Source organism: Ancylomarina subtilis (assembly GCF_004217115.1).
In the GTDB taxonomy this organism is placed as follows: domain Bacteria; phylum Bacteroidota; class Bacteroidia; order Bacteroidales; family Marinifilaceae; genus Ancylomarina; species Ancylomarina subtilis.
On sequence record NZ_SHKN01000001.1, the window covers coordinates 1,971,149 to 1,994,873 of the forward strand.

Annotated in this window: 19 protein-coding genes; 6 read left to right on the forward strand and 13 right to left on the reverse strand. The window is 36.4% G+C overall.

What is annotated here, in order from left to right:
* Positions 1-4 precede the first annotated feature (4 nt).
* Complete coding sequence (locus EV201_RS07950; protein ID WP_130307068.1) at positions 5-1,063, forward strand: hypothetical protein; 1,059 nt, start codon at positions 5-7, stop codon at positions 1,061-1,063.
* Between the two features lie 72 nt (positions 1,064-1,135).
* Here EV201_RS07950 and EV201_RS07955 read toward each other — a convergent pair whose 3' ends face one another.
* The 7 genes from EV201_RS07955 to EV201_RS07985 all read right to left on the reverse strand — a co-directional run bounded on the left by EV201_RS07955 (position 1,136) and on the right by EV201_RS07985 (position 11,747).
* The gene (locus tag EV201_RS07955; RefSeq protein ID WP_207224415.1) at positions 1,136-2,536 is read right to left on the reverse strand and encodes an NAD(P)/FAD-dependent oxidoreductase; all 1,401 of its coding nucleotides are present in this window, start codon (positions 2,534-2,536) and stop codon (positions 1,136-1,138) included.
* A 238-nt stretch (positions 2,537-2,774) separates the two neighbouring features.
* On the reverse strand, positions 2,775-6,041 hold the full coding sequence (locus EV201_RS07960; protein WP_130307070.1) for a S41 family peptidase: 3,267 nt from the start codon (positions 6,039-6,041) through the stop codon (positions 2,775-2,777).
* 268 nt (positions 6,042-6,309) lie between these two features.
* Complete coding sequence (locus EV201_RS07965; protein ID WP_130307071.1) at positions 6,310-6,789, reverse strand: Spy/CpxP family protein refolding chaperone; 480 nt, start codon at positions 6,787-6,789, stop codon at positions 6,310-6,312.
* A 22-nt stretch (positions 6,790-6,811) separates the two neighbouring features.
* Complete coding sequence (locus EV201_RS07970; protein ID WP_130307072.1) at positions 6,812-7,207, reverse strand: hypothetical protein; 396 nt, start codon at positions 7,205-7,207, stop codon at positions 6,812-6,814.
* A 76-nt stretch (positions 7,208-7,283) separates the two neighbouring features.
* Positions 7,284-7,841 carry an RNA polymerase sigma factor gene (locus EV201_RS07975; RefSeq protein WP_130307073.1) on the reverse strand — a complete coding sequence of 186 codons (558 nt, stop codon included), beginning with the start codon at positions 7,839-7,841 and terminating at the stop codon, positions 7,284-7,286.
* Between the two features lie 194 nt (positions 7,842-8,035).
* Positions 8,036-10,093, reverse strand: a complete 2,058-nt coding sequence (locus EV201_RS07980; protein ID WP_242610465.1) for a transketolase family protein — start codon at positions 10,091-10,093, stop codon at positions 8,036-8,038.
* A 280-nt stretch (positions 10,094-10,373) separates the two neighbouring features.
* A complete protein-coding gene (locus tag EV201_RS07985; protein WP_130307074.1) occupies positions 10,374-11,747 on the reverse strand; it encodes a vWA domain-containing protein in 1,374 nt (457 codons plus the stop codon).
* A gap of 221 nt (positions 11,748-11,968) precedes the next feature.
* Here EV201_RS07985 and EV201_RS07990 point away from each other — a divergent pair, with 221 nt between their 5' ends.
* Positions 11,969-12,787 carry a hypothetical protein gene (locus EV201_RS07990; protein WP_130307075.1) on the forward strand — a complete coding sequence of 273 codons (819 nt, stop codon included), beginning with the start codon at positions 11,969-11,971 and terminating at the stop codon, positions 12,785-12,787.
* 33 nt (positions 12,788-12,820) lie between these two features.
* Here the strand turns inward: EV201_RS07990 and EV201_RS07995 are convergent, their stop codons facing one another.
* Positions 12,821-13,858 (reverse strand): transglutaminase domain-containing protein, encoded by a 1,038-nt coding sequence (locus tag EV201_RS07995; protein ID WP_165389619.1) that lies wholly within the window; start codon positions 13,856-13,858, stop codon positions 12,821-12,823.
* Positions 13,859-14,038: 180 nt separating this feature from the next.
* On the opposite strand from EV201_RS07995, the gene ychF reads away from it, so the two are divergent.
* Positions 14,039-15,139: a redox-regulated ATPase YchF gene (gene ychF / locus EV201_RS08000; RefSeq protein WP_130307077.1), complete on the forward strand. Its 1,101-nt coding sequence runs from the start codon at positions 14,039-14,041 to the stop codon at positions 15,137-15,139.
* A 262-nt stretch (positions 15,140-15,401) separates the two neighbouring features.
* Positions 15,402-17,042 carry an alkaline phosphatase family protein gene (locus EV201_RS08005; RefSeq protein WP_130307078.1) on the forward strand — a complete coding sequence of 547 codons (1,641 nt, stop codon included), beginning with the start codon at positions 15,402-15,404 and terminating at the stop codon, positions 17,040-17,042.
* Here the strand turns inward: EV201_RS08005 and EV201_RS08010 are convergent.
* From EV201_RS08010 to mutY, 5 genes are all read right to left on the reverse strand, one after another.
* Positions 17,039-17,677 carry a 4'-phosphopantetheinyl transferase family protein gene (locus tag EV201_RS08010; protein ID WP_130307079.1) on the reverse strand — a complete coding sequence of 213 codons (639 nt, stop codon included), beginning with the start codon at positions 17,675-17,677 and terminating at the stop codon, positions 17,039-17,041. The two genes, EV201_RS08005 and EV201_RS08010, sit on opposite strands and share 4 nt — an antisense overlap.
* 35 nt (positions 17,678-17,712) lie before the next feature.
* On the reverse strand, positions 17,713-18,297 hold the full coding sequence (gene gldD / locus EV201_RS08015; protein WP_130307080.1) for a gliding motility lipoprotein GldD: 585 nt from the start codon (positions 18,295-18,297) through the stop codon (positions 17,713-17,715).
* Between the two features lie 95 nt (positions 18,298-18,392).
* Positions 18,393-19,727 carry a gliding motility-associated protein GldE gene (gene gldE, locus EV201_RS08020; protein ID WP_130307081.1) on the reverse strand — a complete coding sequence of 445 codons (1,335 nt, stop codon included), beginning with the start codon at positions 19,725-19,727 and terminating at the stop codon, positions 18,393-18,395.
* A gap of 24 nt (positions 19,728-19,751) precedes the next feature.
* Positions 19,752-20,165 (reverse strand): single-stranded DNA-binding protein, encoded by a 414-nt coding sequence (locus EV201_RS08025; protein WP_130307082.1) that lies wholly within the window; start codon positions 20,163-20,165, stop codon positions 19,752-19,754.
* A 78-nt stretch (positions 20,166-20,243) separates the two neighbouring features.
* Positions 20,244-21,287, reverse strand: coding sequence for an A/G-specific adenine glycosylase (gene mutY, locus EV201_RS08030; RefSeq protein ID WP_165389620.1), 1,044 nt, complete (start codon positions 21,285-21,287; stop codon positions 20,244-20,246).
* A 152-nt stretch (positions 21,288-21,439) separates the two neighbouring features.
* On the opposite strand from mutY, the gene EV201_RS08035 reads away from it, so the two are divergent.
* Both EV201_RS08035 and EV201_RS08040 read left to right on the forward strand, forming a co-directional pair.
* Positions 21,440-21,724, forward strand: a complete 285-nt coding sequence (locus EV201_RS08035) for an HU family DNA-binding protein (protein WP_125030273.1) — start codon at positions 21,440-21,442, stop codon at positions 21,722-21,724.
* Positions 21,725-21,969: 245 nt separating this feature from the next.
* Positions 21,970-23,520, forward strand: a complete 1,551-nt coding sequence (locus EV201_RS08040) for an Rne/Rng family ribonuclease (protein ID WP_130307084.1) — start codon at positions 21,970-21,972, stop codon at positions 23,518-23,520.
* Positions 23,521-23,725: the final 205 nt, after the last annotated feature.

The window sequence follows — 23,725 nt, forward strand, 5'->3', positions numbered from 1 at the left end:
AGATATGAAGACACGTATTAAAATGACCCTATTAGCTATTCTCAGCATAGGATTAAGTCTACATGCCAAAGCAGATATAAAGACAAAAAATATAACAAAAACCTACACTGCCAGCTCGAATTTAAAAATTGACACACGTTATAGCCGTGTTGAATTCAAGGCTTGGGAGAAAGATGAGATTAAGTTCGATATTGAAATTTCTGCTGAAAGCAATAAGGCTGAAAAGGCTCAAACCATGCTTGATAATATCACTATTGACATGACTGAAGGTGATGACTTAATTATTGCTAAAACAGTATTCGGTGATTTTTTCAGTCTTAAAAAATTGAGCAATTCGATTTTCAACAAGGGTAAAATAAAAGTAGATTACACCATCTACCTTCCGGCTAGCACGCAACTCGATTTGGTTTTGAAAGACTCTCGCACCTACATTTCAAATCATTCCGGGAATATTAAACTTGATTTAGCTTACACTGAATTCACAGCTGAAAACCTATCGGGTAAAAACAACTTCGATTTAAAGTCGAATAGCTTCCTTAAAATTGGTAAAATCAACCAAGCTGAAGTTAATATTGCAGGTTCTGAAATTAATATTGAAGAAGCTAATAAAATCAGTGGTGAAAGCCGTGACTCTGAATACAAGCTGGGGCGTATTGATAATTTGAATATTAAATCGGCTCGCGATAAATTCGATATCAAAGACATTGAAGCCCTTTATGGTTCTTCCAGTCTTTCAAAATTTGACATCAGCCATTTAGGCAGCGAAGTTGATTATGATATTAGCTTTGGTCATCTGTATATTTTCAATGTTGATTATCTATTCTCTTTTGTGAAACTCGATTCAAAATTCGGAAACCTGGGCTTAAGCTTCAGTGATAAGGCCAACTTCGACTTTGAGATCAACCATCGTGCGGTAAAATTTGATAAGACCAATGCTTTCGATTTGGAATCCAACAAAACAATGGATGGCAAAAAAGCGATATCGAAGGGTAAATTTGGTTCAAAAAAGGCTATCTCAAAGGTTAATATCAGAGCAAACAACTGTAAGTTGAAATTGGAATAAAAATGCTTATTCGAAATATAAAAGAGCCTGTGTATTGATCTACACAGGCTCTTTGCTTTTAATTCGTTTATACTAGTCGTTAAATTTCTTCAGAAACTCACGGGCAATCACAACGCCATTGACAGATGCTTGCATCAGACCACGAGTAATCCCTGGTCCATCGCCTCCTAAATAAAGATTCTTAACAGACAGAGACTGAAAGTCATTACCAACTTTAGCCACATTACAGTAGAATTTCACCTCAACACCATAAAGTAGGGTTTCGTCAGAAGCCAAACCGGGTGTCACCTTATCCAGAGCCATTATCATCTCACGAATATCCTTGAGTATACGGTGAGGTAAAACCAAGCTTAAATCACCAGGAACAGCATCTTTAAGCGTTGGAATTATATTATTCCGATACAAGCGCTCCTTAGTGGTTCTTCTACCACGCATAAAGTCGCCAAAACGTTGCACCAAAATTTGATTCTTTGTTAGCATGTTTGCCAAACGGGCAATGTGTTTACCATATTCAATGGGCTCATTAAAAGGCTCTGTAAACTTTTGAGAAACCAATAAAGCAAAATTGGTATTATCACTTTTCAGATCTTTAAAGCTATGACCATTTACAACGGCTAAATTATTCTCGTAATATTCTGATGATACGAATCCTCCGGGATTGGAACAAAAGGTTCGAACTTTATCATCAAATGTCTTGGTGTAGTGAATCAGCTTAGCTTCGTAGAAATTATCATTTATTTCTTGCATAATTTCATTCCGACACTCAACTCGAACCCCTATATCAACAACCCCAACTTCAGTCGAAATTTTTTCTTGTTCACATTTCTGCATCAACCAATCAGCACCTTCTCGTCCAACAGAAACCATAACCTGATCGGCAAAATAGTCACCACTCCCATTACGAACACCTTTAATCACCCCATCTTCGATAATCAGGTCGTTTACCGCAGAATTAAATTGCACTTCAACGCCTTCACCTGTAAGATAATCGTAAAGCTTACTGTACAAGGCCTGGGCTTTTTCTGTTCCCAAATGTCGAACCGGACAATGAACCAACTTTAAATTGGCCTCAATTGCTTTTCGTCTAATAGCTTGCATTTCAGGGCTAAACTCCTCGCCATGAATATCACTATCAGCTCCAAATTCCAAATAGACCTCATCGGTATATTTAATAAGTTCTATCGATTTTTCTACGCCCAGATATTTGGGCAAAGTCCCTCCAACTTCGTGCGACAAGGAAAGTTTCCCATCCGAAAAGGCACCGGCTCCAGCCCAACCTGTTGTGATACTACAAGGCTTGCAGTGCGTACAGGTTCCCCCATTAAAATGCTTAGGACATTTCCGATTGGTAATTCCTCTACCCTTCTCAAGCATTAGAATATTCAGTTTCTTACCTGATTTTACCAGTTCGTAGGCACAGAAAATACCAGCTGGCCCAGCTCCAACAATAATTACATCGTACTTTTTTGTCATCATTATTAATTAAAAAATTAAACATAGATGAGATTTGGGATGAATGCATCGCTTGACTCTTCTTTTAAGCGGTTCGCTAATAAGCAAACCCCTAAAGATAGAAAATTATTAACCTCAAAATCGGAATATCACCTTTTGAAAGTTTAATTGAACCGACTCTAAATAAAGATTAATATCGTGTTAAAAAAAAGGCTGCCCTCAATGAGGACAGCCTTATATATCGAAGAATAGAATTAAACTACTCTACTGTTTTCAATAAATCTTCAATAGCACCTTCAAGTTGCTGATCAATGCCTTTATCAATCTTACCAGGCATATTTTTGATGATGATTTCAGGAATAGTCTGATTGTTCTCCATCCATTCGCCTTTCTTATTTTTAGCACTTACTGGAACAGATCCCCACAGTACATTTCCATTTTGCAACATTTCCCAGCCTGCAAAACTACAAGTACCAGGAACTGGCATACCAATCATCTTTCCAATTCCCAAATCCTGATAACCACAGGCAAAACAAGAACCATCGCTATACTGTGCTTCACCAACCAATGCAACACTTGGCTTAGTCCAACGGTAACTAGGTTCGAAACCTAATACTCTATCTTCAACGGCGTAATCGATAAAACGCACTCCGGTTAAGAACATCGAAAGATCCCCAACAAGGTCACCTCCGCCATTAAAACGCGTATCAACAATCAATCCTTTTTTATCGAAATATTTCCCCATAGCCTTATCGTATGTATCACGATATTTGCCATCGTTCATACCAGGAAGGTGGACATAGCCTAATTGACCATTACTCAATTTTTCAACATCAGCTTCGTTTTGTTTCACCCAACGCTCATACAACAAATTACCTTCGGCTCTCAGAGAAATAGGTTTCATTGTTATGTCCTGATATTTTTTAGTTGCAGGATCGTAAACATGTAGGAGGGTTAATTGTCCGGCTTTTCTATTCAAATATTTCGCAAAATCAACATTGCCATCTATACTCACACCATCGATATGCTGGATAATCATACCGGGTTTAATATTGATATGCTCCTTATCAAGAGGTCCGTTCTTAATAATCTCTGTGATTTTTAGTCCTTGCCCCTTATAGCCGTAATCAATAAAAATTCCCAGAGAAGCTGTTTTATCTCCACCGCTCATACTTCCATAATAACGAGCACCACAGTGAGAAACATTCAGTTCACCAAGCATTTCAGATAACAACTCGGTAAATTCAAAATCATTTCCAACAGATCCCAATTTAGCTTGATAATTGACTCTAAGAGCATCCCAATCGATACCATGGTAATCTGATATATAAAACATTGATTTCACCCTCTTCCAAACATGATTAAACATGTTCTGACGCTCGGCAGCTAAATCCAAAAGCATTTCGCTACTAGTGGGAATTGATTTTTTCTCTTTTGATTTAACATCAATTGTTGAAATATGACCATCTGACAATAAGAAAAGTTTTTTCATCTCCTTATCCCACTGCAAACTACCCGAACGTGCACCCAGAGACATTAACATCTTAGTCTCTTTTGTACGCAATTTTGTTGTCCAAAGGTTATAGCCCTTTTCAAATTTAGCAAGGTAATACAAATCTTCTCCATCTTTAGACAGAACCGCATCACCCAATTTAGACGAATGAATTGTCAATCTCTCTTTTCTGTCCTGAAGACCTTCCCAATCGAATTTTAGATCTTTGACTTTAGGCTCTTCTTTCTTATCCTCTTTTTTGCCCTTTTTCTTCTTGTCTTTTTTATCCGAGTTTTTCTTCTCCTTCTCTTCTTTGTCCTTCTTCTCTTTATCGTTAATTTCCTTCCAAAGCTTGTACTCATCTTTGCTCATATGGAATTTATCCCAAGCATCATTCGTTAAGAAAAGCGTATAAACATCCATTTGCTTCGCTCCGGAATTAGCCTGAGAACGAAGTCCATTTCTGTTACTAAACCATAGAATTTGTTTCCCTTCATTTACCCAGATTGGAGCGTAATCACCATAACCACTTTGTGTCAGATTAATCATCTCCTTTGAACCATCAACAGCTAATAATACGGCCTCATCATTCGCCATAGTTGGCGAGTAAGAAACCAATAACCATTTACTATCCGGACTCCATTGGAAATACTGATCACCATCGTCCATATAATATAATTCATTAGGGGTCATCAAAGTTCGGCTCTTTTTCTTTTCCAAATTATAGATTCGAAGCGTTTTCTTATCCTGAATAAATGCAATCTCTTTTCCATCAGGAGAATATTTTCCCTGATAGTTTTCATGATCATTAACAACAACTTTTTCCTCTTTCAATAGGGTTGAAGCAAAGAAATAAGGCTCTTTTTCGTTCACTCGTTTGGTTTGATAAATACCCCACTTCGCATCGCGCTCACTTGAGTACATAATAGCTTTCCCGTCAGGTGAAAAACTCACAAATCGCTCTTGAGCAGGCGTATTGGTAATTCGTTTTGTCATTTTTGACTCAACAGAAGAAACAAAAACCTCACCTCTCACAATATAAGCGACTTCTTTTCCATTAGGCGAAATTACCATCTCCTTAATATTACCTGAAATGGGTAATACTTTCATATTGTTGTGACGAGACTCTGAACGAACCTCAACCTTAACCAATTTAGCCTCTTGATTTTCAGCCTTTGTATACAAATCCCCATTGTGCGTATAACAAAGCGTTCCATTATTCGCCATGCTTAAATAACGCACAGGGTGCATCTTGAAAGCCGTAATTTGTTCTTTGATTGATGGATCCTCAATATTCAATTTATGAACGTTGAAACAGCCACTTTCTTCACTAAGATAATAAAGGCTTTTCTCGTCTGTTGAATAGATGGGATTACGATCTTCTCCTTCGAATGTTGTAATTTGTGAGTGCGTATCGGTTACCACATCATATTTCCAAATATCTCGGGTAATTGCTGATTTATGGTGCTTACGAAAATAATCCTCACCACCTTTTTTATCGATATATACCATTTCTCTACCATCCTTACGAACCTGAACCTCTTCAGCTGGAATCGTAAAGACTTGCTCCACACGACCACCTTCAGCAGCCACTTGGTAAAGCTCAGGCTGTGAACCCGTATTATACTGGCGATGCTCTTTTGTATCCAGACGTTGTCCACCAAAAATCACTTTTTTATCATCAGCAGTAAACGTAAACGGAGATTCATCTCTTGAATGATAAGTTAATCGAGTTGGTTCTCCACCTTTTACATCGATAACAAAAACATCCATATTGCCGTAGCGTTCCGAAGCAAAAGCTATTTTGGTTCCCGCATGGTTCCAGACAGGCATATAATCATGAGCTTCATGAAAAGTCAAATTTCTAGCTTGTCCCCCTTCTGATGAAATCAGATAAATGTCACCTTTATAAGTAAAGGCTATTTGATCTCCATTAGGAGAAATTGCAGCATGACGTATCCACTGCTCACTTGGTTCGGCAAACAATATTGTAGCCGACAGAAGGCACAACATTAAACCCCAAATTTTCTTCATTTCAAACTATTTTTTTGTTAGTAGGTCTGAGTAATAAGAGTATCGTTAAACTCTAATACACATTTTGTCATTTATATTTAAGAATCCAAAATTAAAGAAAGTTATGCTGAAAAAGCATTTATAAAAGATAAATTAGTTTATCCACACCATAGAAAGGATAAACACAATTTTGCCAAAGATATTATATCAAAAAACACGGATTACTTGATATAAAAACGCCTCTTAAGTTTAAAACTTAAGAGGCGTAGTTATAATATTTCTTTGCCACCTATCTTCGGTTTCCATTCCCATGTCCCTGACCATGACCTTTTAATTTACGAATCAACATCCCTTGAAATTGTCTCTCGGCCAAATGCAGATCAAGAATTTGCTTTGCAGTGATCACTTTTTTGAACTTATAATGGTACTCCCGTTCCATTTTAGCTTCTTCTACTTTAAGATCTGCTATCCTGTCACTTATCCGACTAAGCTCACTTTCGGAAAGGTTAAGCGAATCTTTTTTTAAACTTTTAAAAAGCTGTCTGAACTCATCATGAATTGCCTGATTCTTTTTTTGCATCTCATTATATAAGGGCCAAAACTGCTGAGCATCTTTAGGACTGAGATCAAGCTTTTGCGTGATATAGGAAATCTTTTGAGCCTCGAACTTGGCTCTCATTTCGGGTGAAATATTTCTTTTGTGACCTTGTGCCACAACTAAAGAAGTATATAAAAGTAGTATGGATAGAAAACTTATGAATTTGCTCATGATTAATCGTATTACTTTAAACCTATAAATTTGCTAACAAAACATCCGTATCAATATCATTTTCTGACAAATAATCTATGATATCTTCAGAACTAACCTCGGTTAAATCATCAAAGAAAATGACATCTTTTTCAGGACTTGTAGAATCAATAGATTCAGTTGTTTGTGATATACCACCATTAGTTGATGAAATTTTATATTCTGGTGAGATTGATACCGATAAAATAAGACGAGCAGCAATCACTAATGTCAGAATGCTGGCAGCCATCCACATATAGGGCTTAAGCTGAATCATTAAAGATCTCTTCTCTGGTTCATCCTTAAATAAGCCTTCCTCCTTTTTAATTTTGTCCTTGATCTGTTCTCCTAAATTATCGAAATAATTCTCAGGAACTTTATATGGATTCTCTTTTTTCATAATTGCTCAATTTATTTTCAATTCTGTAAATCGAAATACAACACCTATTGGACTGGTTTTTAACACAATGGTTTAATCAAACTTCTCTGGAAATCAAAAAAACCTCAATTTTCTTAACCGCATGATGGTATGAGGCTTTAAGCGCGCCCACTGAAGTTTGAAGAATAGCTGAAATTTCATCGTATTTCATCTCATCAAAATATTTCATATTAAAAACCAATCGTTGCTTTTCAGGCAACTGAATAATGGCTTTTTGTAATTCTATCTGAGCGTTATCCCCATCAAAATAGGGGTCACTCTCCAAATTAGCCAATAGCAATTCCTCAACATCACCATTTGCCGATCCGAAATTCTTACGCTGTTTTTCTTTAAGAAAACTTAAAGATTCATTGGTTGCAATACGATACATCCATGTGAAAAGCTGAGAATGAGAATGAAAATTCCCCAACCCTTTCCATATCTTCACAAAGGTATTCTGCAAAACATCGTCGGTGTCATCGTGGGAAATTACAATTTTTCGAATTTGCCAATACAAACGTTCCTGATATTTCTTAAGCAAAAGTCCAAAAGCCTCCTCTTTACTTGTTTCATCACGAAACAACTCTAATATTTCATCGTCTGACTTGGATACCATTAATTTTAACTTTAAAATATGCCACAAATCTTGGCTCTCTCCTCATATGAGGAATAATCCTTTGACATCACAATTCCCAATTGGTTTAATGTCAATTTTATTTTTGTAAAATTAATCAATTAAATAAAGTAGAGCACAAAAAAATCCGAAGCCTTTCGACTTCGGATCTTTAATTTATTATGCTATTGAGAACCCTATGCTAAAAGAGCTTCAACTTCTTTCACAACATTTTCAGCAGTAAAACCAAATTTCTCATCCAACACGCTTGCTGGTGCTGAATAACCAAAATGATCTAAACCTACTGATTTACCATTTGCACCAACTAATCCTTGAAGGGTTACTGGTAAACCTGCGGTCAAACCTAAAGTTGGAATTCCTGCAGGAAGAACCTCAGCTTGATATTCTGCAGATTGCTGACGGAATAAACCTTCAGAAATAACAGAAACAATCTGAATATTTAAGTTTCCTTTAGCACGTAACAGTTCAGCTCCGGCTACAAGTGTTGAAACCTCAGAACCACTAGCCAAAAGAACCACATCAGGAGTTGAAGTTGGTTGCTCAACAATGTATGCTCCTTTTTCAGCTTGTAAAGCTTCCTGGTAACGGTTTCCTTTTGAAGGAAGATCCTTAATATTCTGACGAGATAGGATAAGAGCTGTTGGAGTCTTTGTATTTTCCATAGCCATTTTCCACGCTACAGAAGCTTCCAAAGCATCAGCAGGACGAAGAGCCAAAAGACTCATCTCTCCAGAGTGATTCTTGATTTGTTCCATCAAACGAATTTGAGCTTCTTGCTCAATTGGCTGATGAGTTGGTCCATCCTCTCCTACACGGAAAGCATCGTGTGACCAGATATATTTTACAGGAACTTGCATTAAAGCAGACAGACGAACTGCTGGCTTCATATAATCAGAGAATACAAAGAAGGTTGCACATGCAGCCCAAACCCCACCATGTAAGGCAATACCATTACAGATAGCAGCCATAGTCAATTCAGCAACACCTGCCTGAAGGAATGCTCCGGAGAAATCGCCTTTAACTAATGCTTTTGTATTTTTTAGGAAACCATCTGTTTTATCTGAGTTACTTAAGTCAGCAGATGAAACGATCATATTGTCAACTTTCTTAGCCAATTCAGCTAATACAGTTGCAGAAGCAGCACGAGTTGCAACACCCGACTTTTGAGCAATTGCTTCATAATCGATCTCAGGAGCTTCCATATTTAAGAAACCTTCAAGTTTAGCTGCTAATTCAGGATTTGCTTTAGCCCATTCAGCCTGCTCCGCTTTTTTAGCAGCAGCAGCAGCTTGTTTTTTAGCCAAAACTTCCTTGTAATAAGCTTGAACTTCCGGGAAAATTTGGAAAGGATTCTCGGCGTCACCACCAAGATTCTCAATAGTTTTCGCTAAAGATGCACCAGCAGCCCCTAATGGTTGACCGTGAGTCGATACCATATTTTCAAAGCTACATCCATCAATATCAACAGCACCTTTACCCATTAAAGTCTGACCAATAATCAATGTTGGACGCTCAGTTTCTTCGTTTGCAGCTTTAAGAGCCGCACGAATTTCATTCGAATCGTTACCATTGATTGTAATCACATACCATCCCCAGGCTTCGTATTTCTTAGCCGTATCTTCGCAAGTAACTTCCTCAACCTTTGTTGATAATTGAATATTATTTGAATCATAGAACATGATCAAATTACTCAATCCAAGAGTTCCTGCAATACGACCTGCCCCTTGAGCAATCTCTTCCTGAATACCACCATCAGAGATAAATGTATAAGTCTTGTGAGCCATCCACTCGCCGAAACGAGAAACTAGAAAACGCTCAGCAATAGCAGCACCAACTGCCATTGTATGTCCTTGTCCTAATGGACCTGATGTATTCTCAACACCTCTTTCCTGATCAACTTCAGGATGACCTGGTGTAACACTGCCCCATTGTCTGAAATTTTTCAAATCATCCATGCTGTAATTGCCTGTCAGACTTAAAATAGAATACAACATTGGTGACATATGACCTGGATCAAGGAAGAAACGATCACGATTCGCCCACTTCATATCACTTGGGTCGAAATTTAAGAATTCCGAGAAGAGTACATTTACAAAATCAGCTCCACCCATCGCACCACCAGGGTGTCCGGATTTTGCTTGTTCAACCATAGCAGCTGAAAGTATTCGAATATTATCCGATGCCATATCAGTTACCGATAATTCCACTTGTTTGTCCATTTCTTTTGGCTCCATTCTAGTCAAGAGTTTTTTAGATGATTAAAAAATCTGCTTCAGATTTTATTTAATGCCCGCAAATATACGAAAATTATCAAGGGCCGTGAAAATTATTGCAGACTCATTGAAATTAAGAATGAACATTCTTAAAATGTATAACCTAATAGACAGCTAGATTGTTAGCCCGAGAGAACGAGGACTTTATATGAGGTAAACAATAGATCGTTAGATTACTGATCGATTAAATTGGGGAATTAACGAAAATGAATCCTTTTATATCATCCAATTCCTTCAGATTTTAAAGTCGAACCGTTACAGAACTACCTGAGCGAATTACAAAGGATCGTTTCTTGGTGTAATGCGATAAATGCACCGTTTTACTCCTGAATACCAAATGATAATTCCCAGGTTGAAGCGTCAGGGTTTTACGCAATATCCGACTATCAAGAGCACAGACCCATATCATTTTACCATCTATTTTTGTAAATAAATCACAAGGCCCATATGTGGGTTTAAAAACTGTTACCGAACCTGGGAGAGGCACTTCTATTGAAGTTGTTTCTGAAGCCTTTATCTTCACATTATCTATTTTAATACGCGGAAGGGTTAATAGCTCCAAATCATAGGTCCCTATCAAATACTTTTGAGGATAATCAACAGCCTGAACATTGATAATATCCCCATCTTTTTTAACCAAACATCTCAGATTTTTCAGCAGACCAGATCTTAAAGAGTTGATTTTTAATTTTCCCTGAACAGCTCGAAAACTAATAACGGAATGCTTACCCGGTTCAATTCTAACACTATCCATCTCTAATTTAGGAAGCGTATGAACAGTGATATCATACGAAATAAGCGGATCAATAAATAGCGTATCAGGCAACCCCATTGAGTTCATTGTATGCATATATTGATAACGCAATTTTCCTGTGGTGTGATTATAAAAACTCATCGGAACATCACTCTCTTGGGGTTCATCCTTTTCATTTAATAAATTCACTTGCATTGAGGTTTTATCCAAAACCTGAGAAATTACATAATGCAAAGTTCCTCCAAAATTCTTTTCCCTACTAACTTCAAGAAATTCTCCAACACATTCAAAACTTTTTTGGAATCTTCTATCCAGACCAATTCCAATAATGAAGGGTTTTAGAATAATGCCATTTTTCTGCAACTCGTCCGAAACAGCACAAGGATCCCCATCACAAGCATCCACACCATCAGTAATTAAAACGATAATATTACGCACCAACTCTTTCGATTTCGGGAAATCATAAGCTGCCTGAGCAAGTGAATATGCAATTGGAGTTGTTCCTTTGGGAGATATATAACGAAGTGTTTGACGAATAATTACGGCATTATCAGGAGAAAAAGGGACTTCCAATTTTGTGTCTTCACAATCTTGAGGAGGGAATGAACTCTGATGCCCATACACACGAAGAGCCATCTCAACATTGTGCTCAAACTCAAGACTATCAATCATCTCAATCAAAAAATCTCTGGCGACATTAATCTTCTTTGATTTCTCCCATCGTCCGTTCATACTTTGAGAAGCATCAAATATAAAAAGTATGCGAGTTTTCTCTTTAACGGTCTTTATCTTCTGAGAAAAGGCCTGAAGTGTCATCAGGCTTATAAATAAAAAGAGGCTATATTTTAATAATCTGTTCAAAATGTTAGGGGATTGGCAAAGTTTCTATAAATAAGCTTTCTGAAAAATTAAATATTAGACTTAATTCCTCAAACGCAAGAGTGGTTAACCCGATCAATATAGCAAAAATTAAATAAATACCTCAAAACATCTCATTTCAAGAAAAATATCCCATCATAAGCGCTCATATGTAAAATCAAATCGTAAATTTGATCTAGCTTTTAGATTTATGTTTCTGACGAATGACAAAAAAAATCATATACATATCTGCTGCCTTAATCTTGTTGTTTTTAGCAATTAGATCTTTTACGAATACGCCATCCTGGGTGGTTAAATTCTATGTTGATAGTGGAGAAAAACAAAGTCGAACTTTAATCTATATAATGGGTCACAATATGAAAATCGTGACCAAGGATAGGACTTACCTCTATAATTCAGAAACAAAAAAAATCTATTGTGTCAACCCCAGCGAAAACATATACTGGTCAGGAGAAATAAAGGATTTTTCACACGCGACAATAAAAATCAAGATGCAAACTGAAAATGATTTTATTATCAACGATGTCTCATTTTTAAGAAATATGAATTCTTTAGACAGAAAACATATTGAGGAAATGATTAATCGTCGGACGGGTAAAAATCCATTGATTCCAGACTATAGTATTTTCAATCATTTTAATATTCGAAGCACTCCAAATTTCACTTCAGTTGGCGATTACGCCGTTCGGAAATACGAGGTTCTGAACTCCGGAAAGGTCGTGGAAGAAATCTGGATCGCAGAAAACATACTCCTCCATATGGGATGGAATATGAACGACTTCAAAGATTTTCTGGAAGCCTTCTTTTTTCACTCAGGCATTGCGCCCTATTTTAATTTGGATAGCTACATGAAAGTTCGAAAAAATGGACTCCCAATGAAAGTTATCATCTTTCACGACAACGAAAAATGGACTATAACAATGGATCACGCTTCCAAAAAGAAGCTCAGCGAAGAATCGTTTTCAATCCCTGAAAATTTCAAATCAAAACCAATCGATTCGCTTTTGAAAATCAATTTCTAAAAAAGAGCCTAAGATAAGCCTCCTGGTTTACCACTATATTTTGTTTTTAGACCGTGTAACCTGAATCCAGTTTTCAAGGAGAAGAAGCACATCCTGTGCCTGTAAAAACATAAGTTGAGACGAGACATCCTGTGTTTCACGAAATAAAATCATCGCAATTTTAATCCGATATCTTGCTTTAATCAGTTCTTTGATATCTTTCATCTCAAGTGAACTTTGAGAATTCAAAACAATTCGTGCGTATCGAAAATATTCGAGAGCCCGGTTGAATTTATTAGAAGGATTTGTCAGATAAATCTCGTGTGCGTTTTTTAGACTACGCTCAGCAGGATAAAGTTGATTGTAGTTTTTCAGACTATCCTGATAATTGTAGTAAGGCTTTTTCTGAGTTAAATACTCCTTTATTCTCTCATCCCCCATATTAAAAACACTCATAGGTACTGGAGATTCAAGAAATTGCCACATAGGTATCAATGGCAAATGACTCAAAATAAATTCATCAGGCGAAACCATATAAAACTCATTGGTTGTGCGCTTAATGCCGGTATGTTCCAATATTGCATAAGCCCAGGTCAAATCAAAAAAGCGCCATTCATCATTCATTTTAACCACATTCCACGAATGTGTTGCCCTGTCCTGAAAAGCACCTCTTTTCGAAATATATCCCCCAATGGAATAGGCTTCAATTCCCGATTGCTGACAGAAGAATTGAAACAGTTTAGAAAAGCCTTCACAAACAGCTTTCTTCTTTTTTAAAACACAAACGGGTGAAGAACAATTATTAGAGCCCATATAAAATAGTATATTTTTGTCAAACAAGAGCTCTACCTGATCTTCATACTCGATATTTGTTATGATCCACATATAAAAAGCTCTTATTTTCTCTTGATCATTACTACCAATAGAATCTAGATAATGATGCAGATATAAAATATTATTAGTTAAGCTATCAGGTGTTTGCTTAACCTGCCGATCAATCGCTACATATTTACTAAAGTTAGGCTCTTGAGCAATAACCATATTAAAAGATGCAAGAATAAAAATGAAGGAAAGACTAAACTTTATATACATATTGAAACCCATACTGTAAAACTAATGAAATTATAAATACCAACTGAATCACATTACTATTCTTAGCAAGCATTTAACAAATATTAATGAGATAAATCCTGAAAATTGGCACATCGAAATTTTAAATGTACTTTTGCACAGATTTTTTGAAACACAGCTAATTAATAAATAAAATATAACATGGCATTACAGTGTGGAATCGTAGGATTACCTAATGTTGGTAAATCCACTTTGTTTAATTGTTTGTCGAACGCTAAAGCACAATCGGCTAATTTCCCTTTTTGTACCATCGAGCCAAATGTTGGTGTAATTACTATACCTGATGACCGTTTGATTAGATTGACTGAATTGGTTAAGCCAGAAAGGGTACAACCTTCAGTAATGGAAATTGTGGATATTGCGGGTCTGGTTAAAGGTGCAAGTAAAGGTGAAGGTTTAGGAAATAAATTCTTATCAAATATTCGTGAAACAAATGCGATTATTCACGTATTGCGTTGTTTCGAAGATGGCAATATTGTACATGTTGATGGTTGTATCGATCCAATTCGCGACAAAGAAACCATCGATATGGAATTGCAGTTGAAAGATTTGGAAACTGTAGAAGCCAGACTTCAAAAAGCGGCTAAACTTGCAAAAGTTGGTAAAAACCCTGAGGCAAAACGTTTGGCTGATGTTTTAGAACGTTACAAAGACGTTTTGATGCAAGGAAAATCTGCTCGTGTAGTAGAATTAAGTGAGGCTGAAGAACTCGTAACAAAAGATTTACATCTCTTAACGACTAAACCCGTTTTGTACGTTTGTAATGTTGATGAAGCTTCTGTAACAACAGGAAACGCTCACGTTGAAGCTGTAAAAGAAGCTGTAAAAGATGAGAACGCTGAAGTTCTTGTTGTTGGTGCAGGTATCGAAGCTGACATTGCTGAACTGGAAACTTACGAAGAAAAACAGATGTTCCTCGAAGATCTAGGTCTTAAAGAACCAGGCGTAAACAAACTAATCAAAGCAGCATTTAACCTTCTTAATCTTGAAACCTATTTTACAGCAGGGGTAAAGGAAGTGAGATCATGGACTTATCCTAAAGGTGCTAAGGCGCCACAAGCTGCCGGAGTTATTCATACTGATTTTGAAAAGGGATTTATCCGTGCCGAGGTTATCAAATTCGAAGATTTCTCGCGACTAGGATCCGAAGCGGCTTGTAAAGAAGCAGGAAAGATGAATGTAGAAGGTAAAGAATATGTGGTTCAGGATGGTGATATCATGCACTTCCGTTTCAACGTATAAAACCTTTCTTTGAAAATATATTTTAAAGGCTGTCTCTTGAGACAGCTTTTTTTTTGACATCAGAAACGCCCCTGAAATTCTAATTTATTTCAATATAGCTTCTTAATATTTTTATCTTTGTCCAAACATCTAAACAATTACAAATTATACTTCAAACACGACTAATTATTAAATTCGCGTTTCAATAGAGTATACAACCGTTTATCTCGGTCATCATATTCTAAACTGTTTATAATTTTATTCGATACAGCTTCCGACAACTATGACTATTAAAAAGACCTGTTTAAGTTTTCTCATTATTACTTTTAGCTTTCTGAAAGTAAGTGCTCAAGTCAGTCAATCTGAATCAAAATATCAACCAACACCTAAGCAGCCCAAGCTTATAGTTGGAATTGTTATTGACCACTTGCGTAGCGATTACTTCGATAAATATTCACATCTCTTCTCCGATGGAGGCTTCAATAAATTGATTAAAAACGGCGCATTTAGTGCTAATACAAAATACAATTACGCCTATTCACAATCAGGTGTCGATCACGCAACAATATATACGGGAACCCCGCCAGCATATCACGGGATCATCTCTCATGCCTGGTTCAATAGAATTTCAGAAACTGCTGAGGCTTCAACCTATGACAAAAGATATCGAAAGTTGGGGATAGCAGATACAATTGTCTCAAAATCGCCTCACAAACTCATGGCCCCTACCCTTGGTGACATCATGAAATTAAACAACCCAAAATCCAGAGTTATTGGGGTTTCATTGAATAATGAATCTGCAATTTTTTCTGCTGGACATGCTGCCGATGCCGCATATTGGCTCGATGGTATTCAAGGGAAATTTATCAGTTCATCCTATTACCAGAACACCTTATTCAATTGGGTAAACGATTTTAACGCAACAGATTTACCCAATATATACCTTGAAAAAGCCTGGGTTCCTAAAGATTTAGAAGATAATGGAAGTTCCACAGACATTATAAAAGCAAAACTAAAACTGATTGATCAGTTTTACTATGACCTAAAAAAAGAAAAAAAGAAACTTGGGTATTATGCCCTACAGAATTATCCAGCGGGAAATCTTTTGGTCAAAGATTTTGCTGCCGCAACCATTATTAACGAAAACCTAGGTAAGGATGACGATTGCGATTTAATCACAATCAATTTTTCATGTTTGGGGAATAACCACCGTGTATTTTCACCATACTCACCTGAAATGCTTGACTGCGTAACCAGATTGGATAAAAACATTGAGGACTTAATTACATTTCTTGATGAACAAGTTGGTATGGATAACGTTTTACTCTTTGTAACTGCAGATCAACCAGCCAGTTTCCTTCAATCTGATCTTGAAAAGCTTCACATTCCCCATGGATATTTCAGTTCATATAACGCAATCGCTTTGTTAAAATCATATTTCAATATAAGCTATGGCGCCGGACAATGGATCTTAGGATACGATTCACAACAAATCTTTCTAAACCATAAACTCATCGAAGATTCGAATCTTTCTATTGAAGATGTTCAGATAAAAGCAGCAAAATTTTTAGTCCAATTCTCAGGTGTAGCCAAGGCTATTCCAGCGCATCACTTTGTACAATCGAATTACAGCCATGGTATTATGAATAAAATTCAGCGTTCTTTCAACCACAAGAGATCGGGAGATGTAATCATCACCCTACAACCAGGCTGGATCAATCAAATAAAAGATGAAAGAGACCTCGTGGCTCAATACAGTCAATCAAACAGAGTTCCTTTGTTTTGGTATGGATGGAAAATAAAAAATCAGGCGCTTAACCAACAGTTGGATATTGAAGATATTGTACCAACCCTATCTTCATTCTTAAGAATTACGCCACCATCGGGCTGTCAGGGCAAACCCATAGAAGGATTAATCGATTAGTCTCTTTTTTGGCAACACCAAACCATTAAATAGGAGTCGAAAGTTTCGTATTGAAAGTTAAATTTCTTTGAAAAATCAGGACGAATCACCTCCCCTGAGAATTTGACTTGATCAGGTAAGAAAGGATGTATTTTTAGTTCATCAATTAAAAGAACATCCTTTTTTCCATATAATTTTATCAAGCATTCTTTAGCACACCAATGTTGATAAATATGAACTTGCTTGTTGATTTCTGACAAATGAGACATTTCATCCTCACTCATAAATCTTTTGGTAATCTTAAAGACACGTTCGGATAGATATTCGATATCAAGAGCCAAATCGTGACCTTTTCCCACCATTATCCCAACATAATCTTTACTGTGAGAAATACTAATATCCAAATCAGAATTGATCAAATAGGGTTTTCCATCAGCATTGTTCTTTATAACAATCCCTTCGCCAAGAAGCGTCCTCACTAAAATACGCGTAGCAAGATATTCCTTTTTCCGAGCTATGCTGCCAAAACTATCGCATCTATCTTTATCCGATTCATTTAAACAAACGGCATTCTGCAGTACAGACAAGTCTTCGGTAATTTTCCAAATCGCCAACTGACATGTTTCATTAATATGTATGTGCTTAACTAATGGCATCTGAATTTATCTCAAGAAATATGAATCACAAAAAATTACTCCCACTTTAGACTTTCCATTAAGTGAACGATATCCTTATCGATATATTGAATAACCGGAGCTAGTGAATCGGGATTGGGATGCGTATTAAAATAAAGTGCCCCCCTAAGAAAGTGCTTCACACTATCCGTTGCAATAAACTGAACTGAAGAGGCAGCATTCCCTTGTATGCGGTAGACCAAACCAAAAACATTATTCTGCTTATCGATGTAATTCTTTTCATCAATTGCATCAGCCTTTATCGCATGTTTGTAAACCAACAGGTGCGAATCCTCGAGATATTTCTCAAGATTCTCATTAACCTCTTTATAACTCAAATGCAAAATCGCATTATACTCGGGGTACTGTACATTCAACCAATATTTCTCGGCAAGTCTGCTCTTGTCTTCCACAACCCGAGCCCCTTTTAAATATTCAAAACTGAAGGGGTAATTCTGATTCCATATTTCATATTTCTTTTCAGGAAAATCAATACGGAAATAACCTCGAGGTTTCGGCATAGCCTTCTCTCTACAAGACATAGGCAAACAAGCAAAAACAACCAAAAGGGATAAAATTATAATTCGGGAATGCCTAAGCATATAAAATACGATTTAAATAAATAGTGCTGCAATTTGCATAAATTTCAGTAAAACTCACACGTCTATTGCTTCGAATTAAAAAAGAGATGTCAGAATCAAGGCTTTTTTTTCTTCTTTTCAGGAAGTTTGAAACGTATCTTCTTGATTCTACGATTATCTACAGCTTCGATTATAAACTCATAACCATGATAGGTAAAAACCTCTTTCTTTTGCGGAATTTCCCCCTTTATCTCAAGGATCAGCCCCGCCAAAGTATCGGCATCACCTTTTATCTTATCAAAAAAATCATCTTCAATATCAATCAACTTAAAGAAGTCATTCAACAAAGTTTTGCCTTCAAAAAGATAGGATCCATCCTCTTCAATGGTATAGAAATCCTGCTGATCATCCAGTTCATCTGTAATATCACCAACAATTTCCTCAAGTATATCCTCCAAACTAATTATGCCTGAGGTTCCACCATACTCATCCACCACTATAGCCATATGATTCTTCTTGGTCTGAAACTCTTCCAAAAGATCACTAATCTTTTTTGTCTCAGGAACAAAATAGGGAGGTCGAATTAAAGATTGCCATCTAAAAGTATTGGGTTTATGATGGTGTGGCAACAAATCTTTCACATAGAGTATACCCCGAACATTATCAAAAGCCCCATCGTATACAGGAATTCGAGAATATCCCGACTCAATAATTATAGACTTAAGTTTGCTAAAACTGGTCCGAATATCAACAGCAACCACATCCACACGGGCCCTCATGATTTCATCTACATTGATATTCCCAAATTTCACTATCCCCTCAAGGATCTCAATCTCCTCGCTCATTTCATCAGCAGTAAGCTCCAATGCTTGTGAAAGATCATCCATTGAGATATTCTGTTTCTTCGAAATTCGCTTATTGACAAATGAAGTTGAATTTACCAAAACACTTCCTAAAGGACTTAAAGCTCTTTCTAAAAAAATCAAAGGCAGAGCCATATATTTAGAAAAACGGAGAGCATACTGGGCAGCATACACTTTGGGTATAATTTCACCAAATAAAAGAAGCATGAAGGTGACCACAACAACCTGAACAACAAAACCAACTGTTGGGGCCTGACTAAAATCCAACAACGAAGAGGTAATATAAGTTGACAGAATGACAATTGCAATATTCACAAAATTGTTTGCAATAAGTATTGTTGCCAACAATTTCTCAGGCATTCTCAAAAGCTTGAGTAGCTTTTTACTTTTGTTTGTTTGTGCATCTTCAATCTCTCTAATATTTTTAGGCGAAAGAGAAAACACTGCAACTTCGGAACCCGAAATCATTGCAGAAAAAAACAACAAAAGTACCATTGCGCAGAGTTCAGCAATGATACTTAAGCTAAGAGGTTTAAAAACAATATCAAAATTGTTCAATATCAGTAACAAATCGTTGGTTTCCAACATTCAATAATCTAGTTCAACAATATTTTAGAATGGTAAATCATCCGTTTCCTCTTCAGCAGTATTGGTAACTGCAGCTTGAGGTTTGGCCTCAGATTCAACAGTGTCATTTTCGGAACGACGGCCCAACATCTGGAAGTTATCGGCAAAAATCTCAGTCGTATAACGTTTTTTACCATCCTGATCTTCCCATGTGCGGGTTCTTAAACGACCTTCAACATACAATTGAGATCCTTTTTTGACATATTTCTCAGCTATTTCAGCCAATTTACGCCACATTACAATACTATGCCATTCGGTTTGTGTTACTTTCTCATCATTACGAGTATAAGATTCACTTGTAGCTAAACGAATATTACAAACAGCCACACCGTTATCAAGGTATTTAACTTCTGGGTCTGCACCTACATTCCCAACCAAAATTACTTTATTTACTGACATATCATCTATTTTTTAGTTAACAACACTAAAGTTATAAACTTTTTTATCGAGATAAAAATATTTTTATTCACATAACATTTACAAACTAGCCAAATGCATTTCAATTGGCCTAGGCATCGGATAACCAGCAACAGACTCTTTATCAACCAAAAGAATAGACTCAAACTTATTCAAATCACTAGTCTCAACTTTAATGTGAACGAACTCAATATGCAAATTCTGATGGCTCAGTTTATGTACTTTCCTGCTTATATGATTTGTTATCTCAAGTTTTGAATCCTTAAAAACTGAAAGCCATTCTTTAGTTTTTATCAAATCTACTAATTCTAGTTTATTATTAGCCTCGATTAAGGGAAATTCAAACAATTTTCTCCAGATATCTCGATCACCTCGTTGTTGCAACAAAAATTGATCGTCACTATATATAAAGAGGTAATAAAAATATCGATCCGTTATTTTCACTTTTTTCTTTTTCACAGGAAACGCATCCTGTTGCTTATTTATATAAGCAAAACATTGAACTTGCAAAGGACAGGAATCACAGGATGGATTTTTAGGAGTACACTGCAAAGCACCAAACTCAATAATAGCCTGATTATAGATATGCGGAGGCGCATCTGACATCAGCTCTTCAGCCAAAGATTGAAACACTCTTTTTCCGTTCGGAGAATTTGTCGACTCAGAAACACCATATATACGAGACAAAACCCGGTTGACATTCCCATCAACAGCCGCATGAGGTAAATGAAATGCAAAAGCAGCTATAGCCGATGCCGTATAAACACCAATGCCTTTCAACTTCAATATCTCTTCGAAAGAATCAGGAAAAACACCATTATAATCCGCAACAACCGACTTTGCTGCCTGATGCAAATTACGTGCCCGAGAGTAATACCCCAACCCCTGCCACAGATTGAGCACCTCATTTTCATCGGCAAAAGCCAAATCCTTAATCGTCGGAAATCGATTAATAAAACGGTAATAGTAGTCAACAACTGTAACAACTTGAGTTTGTTGTAACATGATTTCTGAAATCCAAATTTTGTATGGATCTGTGGTATTTCGCCAAGGCAAATCACGCTTATTGAACTCGTACCAGTTTATAATTTCTCTATTGAGCATAGACATAGATTGTTACGCTTTTTTTTTTTTTTGATATTTCACACAAAAATAGTGCTTTCGATTTCTTTAATAAAGAGAAATCATATATATTTGCAGTCTGATTTTGAGAAAAAACTGTTGTATATAATTGATAATTAAAGAATTTTTAAGAGATGACTAAAGCAGATATTGTTAACGAAATTTCTAAGAACACGGGAATTGAGAAGATTACAGTACAGAAAACTGTTGAGGCCTTCATGGACACTATCAAAGGTTCACTTGTTAAAGGTAAAAACGTGTATTTAAGAGGTTTTGGAAGTTTTATCGTTAAGAAAAGAGCAGAGAAAACTGCAAGAAACATTTCTAAAAACACAACTATTATTATTCCTGAGCACTTTATTCCGTCATTTAAACCGGCGAAGACTTTCGTAAGTAAAGTAAAAACAAACGTAAAGTAGTCTCAGACTTTAAAAACAAATTTTAATATATTAAGTTATGCCAAGCGGAAAAAAGAGAAAAAGACATAAGATGGCTACGCACAAGCGTAAAAAGAGATTAAGAAAAAATCGTCATAAGAAGAAATAATTCTTATCACGCTTATTAGTAAGAGTATAATGTATAAACCTAAAGAACTTTTTAGTACTTTAGGTTTATCTATTTGTAAGAATTAACTATTTTTTGAATTTAATATAGGAGTTTTCAAGTGAGTAACGAACTTGTAATTGATGTACAACCAAACGAAATTGTAATTGCTTTGCTTGACAACAAGCAATTGGTAGAAGTTTCCAAAGAAAAAAGTAATATACAATTTGCAGTAGGCGATATTTATCTGGGAAAAGTGAAAAAAATCATGCCTGGTTTAAATGCCGCTTTTGTGGATGTTGGATATGAAAAGGATGCATTCCTTCATTATCTGGACTTGGGACATCAGTTTCTCACTTTAAACAAATTTTTACAACAGGCTATAGCCCGAAAAGGCCGAGGCATTTCCATTTCTAAAATGAAATTGGAAGAAGATATCGATAAAAATGGGAAAATTACCGATGTTTTAAAATCCGGACAATACATTCTTGTTCAGGTAGCCAAAGAACCTATTTCGACTAAAGGTCCACGTTTGTGTTCAGAAATCTCACTGGCAGGACGTAATATTGTATTGATGCCCTTTGCCAATAAGGTCTCAATTTCCCAAAAATTAAAATCTACCGAAGAAAAAAGCCGCCTGAAGCAATTGTTACAAAGCATTAAGCCTAAAAACTATGGTGTGATTGTACGTACTGTTGCAGAAGGTAAACGAGTTGCTGAACTCGACAAAGAACTACGTGGCTTAATTGAACGTTGGGAAAATTCATTCTTGAATATTCGCGATATCAATCCTCCAAGTCTGGTATTGGGTGAAATGAATCGTACCACAGCTATTCTTCGAGATATTCTAAACTCCTCTTTCGAGAATATTTATGTGAATGATGCTGCAGCTGCAGCCGATATCAAACAATATATCTCCAGCATTGCGCCTGAGAAGGAGAAAATTGTGAAGCACGTTAAAGGTGAACTTCCAATTTTCGACCAGTTGGGTATCGATAAACAAATCAAATCTTCTTTTGGGAAAACAGTTTCATTTAAAAGTGGAGCTTACCTGATTATCGAGCACACCGAAGCATTTCACGTTATTGATGTAAACTCGGGGAATCGTTCTAAAGCCGGAAACGATCAGGAAACCAATGCACTTGAAGTCAATTTGGCCGCTGCCGAGGAGGTTGCTCGTCAATTGAGACTTCGTGATATGGGAGGTATTATTGTTGTCGACTTTATCGATATGCATTCTGCCGAAAACCGTCATAAGCTTTTCGAGAAGATGAAAGAAATGATGAGTAAGGATCGTACCAAACACAATATCTTACCATTAAGTAAGTTTGGTCTGATGCAAATTACCCGTCAGCGTGTCCGTCCGGAAATGAATGTGGCCGTTCTGGAGAAATGCCCAACCTGCCAGGGTACAGGTGAAATTTCACCAGCAGTATTACTTACCGATCAAATTGAAGATCAGTTGGCAAGCCTGGTAGAGACTTCTCAGGAAAAACAATTAATTCTTAAAGTACATCCTTTTGTTGCTTCTTATATCAATCAAGGTTTCTTTAAAACATTGCGTCGTCAATGGCAATCAACCTACAAGGTTAAATTGAAAGTAAAAGCAATTCCATCCTACGATTTAATGATGTATCGTTTTAGCGATAAAGATAATCGCCGTATCAAATAATAATCCAACATTCTTTTGGATAAAAAAATTCTAAAGCACTTTTATTAAGTGCTTTTTTTTTTGCACCTGTTTCGACACCTGAATTCTCCTACAAATACACTGGTGAAGCAATATGGATAAAATGATATCAATCAGTGAATTTCATCCATAGACTCATTTTCCCATTTAAATCATCAGTAAAATCAATAGTGCAATCAATTTTCTC